The 5,042-nt window shown below is 36.9% G+C and carries 4 protein-coding genes and 2 pseudogenes; 2 read left to right on the top strand and 4 right to left on the bottom strand.

The features are described 5' to 3' along the window. Nucleotides 1-463: 463 nt before the first annotated feature. The 3 genes and pseudogenes from era to FFR48_RS25225 all read right to left on the bottom strand — a co-directional run bounded on the left by era (nt 464) and on the right by FFR48_RS25225 (nt 2,182). On the bottom strand, nt 464-1,420 hold the full coding sequence (era, locus tag FFR48_RS25235; RefSeq protein WP_137669264.1) for a GTPase Era: 957 nt from the start codon (nt 1,418-1,420) through the stop codon (nt 464-466). Nucleotides 1,421-1,706: 286 nt separating this feature from the next. Continuing rightward, nucleotides 1,707-2,081, bottom strand: a pseudogene (locus FFR48_RS25230) (succinylglutamate desuccinylase/aspartoacylase family protein); the annotation flags it as partial. After that, nucleotides 2,039-2,182: a phosphoglycerate mutase family protein gene (locus tag FFR48_RS25225; RefSeq protein ID WP_137669262.1), complete on the bottom strand. Its 144-nt coding sequence runs from the start codon at nt 2,180-2,182 to the stop codon at nt 2,039-2,041. The pseudogene FFR48_RS25230 and the gene FFR48_RS25225, both read right to left, overlap by 43 nt. A gap of 100 nt (nt 2,183-2,282) precedes the next feature. On the opposite strand from FFR48_RS25225, the gene FFR48_RS25220 reads away from it, so the two are divergent. Together FFR48_RS25220 and FFR48_RS25215 are read left to right on the top strand one after the other, a co-directional pair. After that, nucleotides 2,283-3,686 (top strand): carotenoid oxygenase family protein, encoded by a 1,404-nt coding sequence (locus tag FFR48_RS25220; RefSeq protein WP_137669261.1) that lies wholly within the window; start codon nt 2,283-2,285, stop codon nt 3,684-3,686. 63 nt (nt 3,687-3,749) lie between these two features. After that, a complete protein-coding gene (locus tag FFR48_RS25215; RefSeq protein WP_137669260.1) occupies nt 3,750-4,799 on the top strand; it encodes a J domain-containing protein in 1,050 nt (349 codons plus the stop codon). Here the strand turns inward: FFR48_RS25215 and FFR48_RS29720 are convergent. Continuing rightward, nucleotides 4,789-5,042 (bottom strand): annotated as a pseudogene (locus tag FFR48_RS29720) (hypothetical protein); the annotation flags it as partial. The gene FFR48_RS25215 and the pseudogene FFR48_RS29720 sit on opposite strands and share 11 nt — an antisense overlap.

The raw sequence follows: 5,042 nt of genomic DNA, 5'->3' as shown, positions 1-5,042 counted from the left end.
TTGAAATCCCAAAAAATGCACACTTTTTCCGGTATACCCTTCAAAACCCTTGCACTAATTTCTGTGTTTATCAGCCTCTAACCTTTGATATATCAAGGTTTTAGGTTTATTCAGCAAACCCTATTTAAAGTTAACAGTAAATCAAATATTTGCTTGATTGAAAATGATGGGTGGATGATATTTTTGTCTGAATCAGGATGTCCAGGATTAAAGGATGTACAGGATGAAAATGACAAATCTCTCTAAAAACCTCTTTCCTTTGCGTCCTTTGCGTCCTTTGCGGTTCGTTATTTAGTGACTTGTGCGTAACCAACCATCATCAAATAACATCCTGAAAATCCTCAAATCCTGAAAATCCTAATTCACACAAAAATCTATTTCGCGCAAAGTCGCTAAGGAGCAAAGTCGCAAAGAAGATATCCTGAAAATCCTGATTCAGACAAAATCCCCATTCCCCCATCTTCTATTCTTCCACCCTATATCCTAACTCTGCTAACCTCACCCGTGAATGTCGCCATTTTGGTTGTACTTTCACAAATAATTCTAAATAAACTTTACCCGCAATTAGTTTTTGGATTTGTTCACGTGCAGCACTACCAATAGATTTTAACATTGTCCCACCTTTACCAATTAAAATTCCTTTTTGGGAATCTCTTTCTACGTGAATAGTTGCCATAACACGGGTAATAGTTGGGGTTTCTTCTACTAAGTCAATGGCGATCGCCACTGAATGAGGTACTTCTTCACGAGTCAACAATAAAATCTGTTCCCTGATTAATTCCCCCATAATAAATCTTTCCGGTTGATCTGTCACCAAATCTGGTGGATAATAAAAAGGACCAGGTTCTAAATGTGCAATTAATAAATCTTGCAGTTCTAGTAAACCCTCACCATTCACCGCTGAAAATTTGAGAATTTGCCATTCATTTTCTCTTGCTAATTCAATATAACTATTATCTATTTTTTCCGAATCTGCTGGTTGTTGATCTATTTTATTAATACCCAAAATTACCGGAATTTCACTCCGACTTAATAACTCAGCAATAAAGCGATCGCCTCCACCACAAACCGCTGTTCCATCAACTACAAACAATACCACATCTACCGATTCAATGGCTATTTTGGCATTTTGTACTAGCACTTCCCCCAGTTGATGATGTGGTTTATGAATCCCTGGAGTATCCACAAAAATTAACTGCGCTTTCTCAGTAGTTAAAATTCCCCTTAACCGATTTCTAGTAGTTTGCGCTACTGGTGAAGTAATCGCTATTTTTTGTCCTATTAATTGATTCATCAAAGTAGATTTACCGACATTAGGACGACCAATAATACCGATAAACCCAGATTTAAAATTAGCTGGTGCTTGGGGAATCGCAAATTCTTCAGCAACCGTAAAACTATAATTATCAATATTACTCACGTTTGATTACACCTTTATATTTTCAAATTAAAATAGATTGGTTTTTTCCCGAAAATAAAACAGACATAGAATCACAAACATAGAATCACATTGTTAGGTGCGAGTATGTCCTTATTCTTAGTTTAATCTATTACTGCATCTATTTTCATTCCCACGTCAAAAATATCTCAGCCATAAGACAAATTTGTGAAAATTATAAAACTACAAGTATTCTGACTCCTAACTCCCAAATTCTGGCAATTTATTCTTCAAGCACTCCCAGGACAAACTCACCTTGATTTACAGCCTAGTTTGTTGATATATCATAAACCAATCCATCAGTTTCAGTGCCAACATCAATTATAGTAGGTAATTTCCCTTCTTTATTAAAGCTGATAATTTGATACAGCCTATCTCCCGCTTTGACAGCACTACCCAATTCAACTCTAGATTGAATCATACCACCTGCGATCGCATAATATCTTTTTCTCTTGCTACTGGATGCAAAATAGATTTTATGGGATAGTGTTTCTGGTAGCATCAAATCACTAATTTGTAAAACCCCTTTGTGTGCTAAATAGTTTTTTATACCCCGTAAACCTTTAGCAACTGAATCAGGTTTTACCTGCATTCCTGTTCCTAGTTCCAATGTCCAAGCTTCGATATCAAATCTGATATTTTTACACCTTCAGGAGTTAATTCTGAATCTATCGAACCACAAAAAGCATGATTGCGGCTACATTCTGTTTCACCGTGACGGAGTAGGTAAAGAGTTAAACTCATAACAATTTTAGATTTTAGATTTTAGATTTTAGATTTTAGATTTTAGATTTTGGGAAATAGCTATATTAGAGAAAGTGCGTTATAAAACTCAACAATAACAATGACCACCACCTTAGTAAATGCCTATTTAGATGGGAATTTTGCCCCAGTTAGCCAAGAAATTACCGCAGAAAACCTCCAAGTCATTGGTGAACTACCCCCCGACCTTTCCGGGATGTTTGTTCGTAATGGACCAAACCCCCAACATTCACCCATAGGACAATATCACTGGTTTGATGGTGATGGAATGTTACACGGTGTAGAAATTACCAATGGTAAAGCTATTTATCGTAACCGTTATGTGCGTACTAGAGGTTGGAACATTGAAAACCAAGTAGGGAAAGCTGTTTGGAGTGGACTTTTAGAACCACCGCAAATGGACAACCCTTATGGACCAGGGAAAAACACCGCTAATACTGCCTTAGTTTGGCACGCTGGACAATTTTTAGCATTGTGGGAAGGAGGATCACCCCATAATATTCAACTTCCTGAATTACAAACCATAGGAGAATATACTTACAATCATAAACTAACTTCCCCTTTTACCGCCCATCCCAAAGTAGACCCAGTTACCGGGGAAATGATGTTCTTTGGTTATTCCTTTGCACCCCCGTACTTACAATATGGCGTAGTTTCTGCACAAGGGGAAATATTGCAGACTGTACCCATTGAACTACCAATAGGGGTAATGATGCACGACTTCGCCATTACTGAAAATTATACCATTTTTATGGATTTACCCCTGACATTCAGTGTAGAACGGATGCAAAGGGGAGAACCAATGATGATGTTTGAGAGCGATCGCCCCAGTCGTTTTGGCATTTTACCCCGTCACGGAGACAACAGCAATATCCGTTGGTTTGAGGGTCCTTCCTGTTACGTTTTCCACACCATGAACGCCTATGAAAAAGAAGACGAAATCATCCTTATTGCTTGTCGCATGAGTTCTACCACCGTATTAGAAACCAATATCTCAACAAATGATCCCACCGCAAATATACCCCTCTTACATCGTTGGCGTTTTCACCTCAAAACAGGTACAGTCACGGAAGAAAAGTTAGATGACGTACCCACAGAATTTCCCCGTGTTAACGAAAACCTGCTAGGTAGAAAAACCCAATACGGTTATGCTGGCAAAATGGCTAATAGTCTTATGCCTTTATTTGATGGTGTAATTAAGTATAATTTCCAAGATGGCAAAACCCAAACCCATGAATTTGGAGAAGGGCGTTATGGTGGTGAAACTGTATTTGCACCTCGTTTAAATACAACCACAAATGCAACCACAGAAGATGATGGTTGGTTAGTTACTTTTGTTTATGATGAAAATTCACAAACTTCTGAATTAGTAGTTATCAATGCTCAAGATATCACCGGTGAACCAGTTGCAAGAGTAATTATTCCCCAAAGAGTACCCTATGGTTTTCACGGTGCTTGGATATCCCAAGTACAATTAAATAGATAATTGGGCATGGGGCATTGTAAAATTAAATTAATCAACTCTTGCCAATTCCCCATTCCCAATTTTATGCCTAAAAAAACCAAGTCTGCATCACCAACACCCCCAACAACCACCACCCTAGCACTTTCTGACCTGCATATATATTTAGCATCTCTAGAAAAAGAACATCAATCCTTATTAAAACAGATTAAGAAAAAGCGCACGGAAATCAATAATTTTGTTGAAAAAATGCGTTCTCTAGCTACAGAAATATTTCAAAAAGCCAGTCCTTGTTTCCGAAAAATGTCAGATTTAGATCAAGAAATTCATGGGTTATTTCAGGAAATTCTGACTACTAGAAAATTTGGTAAACAAACTCAAAACAAAATAGAATCCCTGTACATGAATTTACAAATGTCAGGAATAATTAGCCCCAAAGCTGTGGGTGAAGATGAAGATACTGAACTAGATGAAATGTTTGAAAACCCAGAAACAGACAATCATCAACATCGTCAAAATCAATATTGGGATTCACAACAGGAAGTTGAATCAACCTCTGCTAGTAGAAGTGAAGATTCTCGAAAAATTAGACAGACATTTTTAAAACTAGCAGAAATCTTTCATCCAGACAAAGTACAAGATTCTGAAACACATAAATCTCATACAGAGATCATGAAAGAAATTAATAAAGCTTACCAAGAAGGAGATTTAGCCAGACTATTAGAAATCGAAAGACAACATCAGCTAGGGGAAAATATTGATAATAATAACGAAGATGATTTAAATCGCAGATGTAAAAATTTAGAACAGCAAAATGAAATTCTCAAAACTCAATATGAGAAATTAAAACAGGAACTAAGATTAGCTAAAAATACTCCTGAAGGAGCAATGGTTTCTGATGCTCGCAAAGCTGCTAAACACGGAATTGATGCCACAGGTGTAATGTTGCAGCAATTAGAATCTCAAATTGAAATTGTAGTTGATATTCGTGATTTTATTCAGAACTTTAGAGACAAGAAAATTACCATCAAAGAATTTCTAGAAGGTCCACCCAGTTTGCGTTCCCTCAGAGAAGAAATGATGGAAGAACTCTTAGAAGAAATGATGGCAGAATTTGGCGGAATAATTAATTTTTAAGGAGTCGTAGGGGCGAAGCATTCGGAAAATAACCTGTGATAAAAATTGATAATTTATCATCCGAATGCTTCGCCCTTACAGGAAAATAACCTGTGATAAAAATTGATAATTTATCATCCGAATGCTTCGCCCTTACAGGAAAATAACCTGTGATAAAAATTGATAATTTATCGTCCGAATGCTTCGCCCTTACAGGAAAATAACCTGTGATAAAAATTGATAATTTATCGTCCGAATGCTTCG

Source organism: Sphaerospermopsis reniformis, assembly GCF_005402885.1.
GTDB classification, from domain to species: Bacteria; Cyanobacteriota; Cyanobacteriia; order Cyanobacteriales; family Nostocaceae; genus Sphaerospermopsis; species Sphaerospermopsis kisseleviana.
This window is presented reverse-complemented; position numbering and strand designations above follow the sequence as displayed.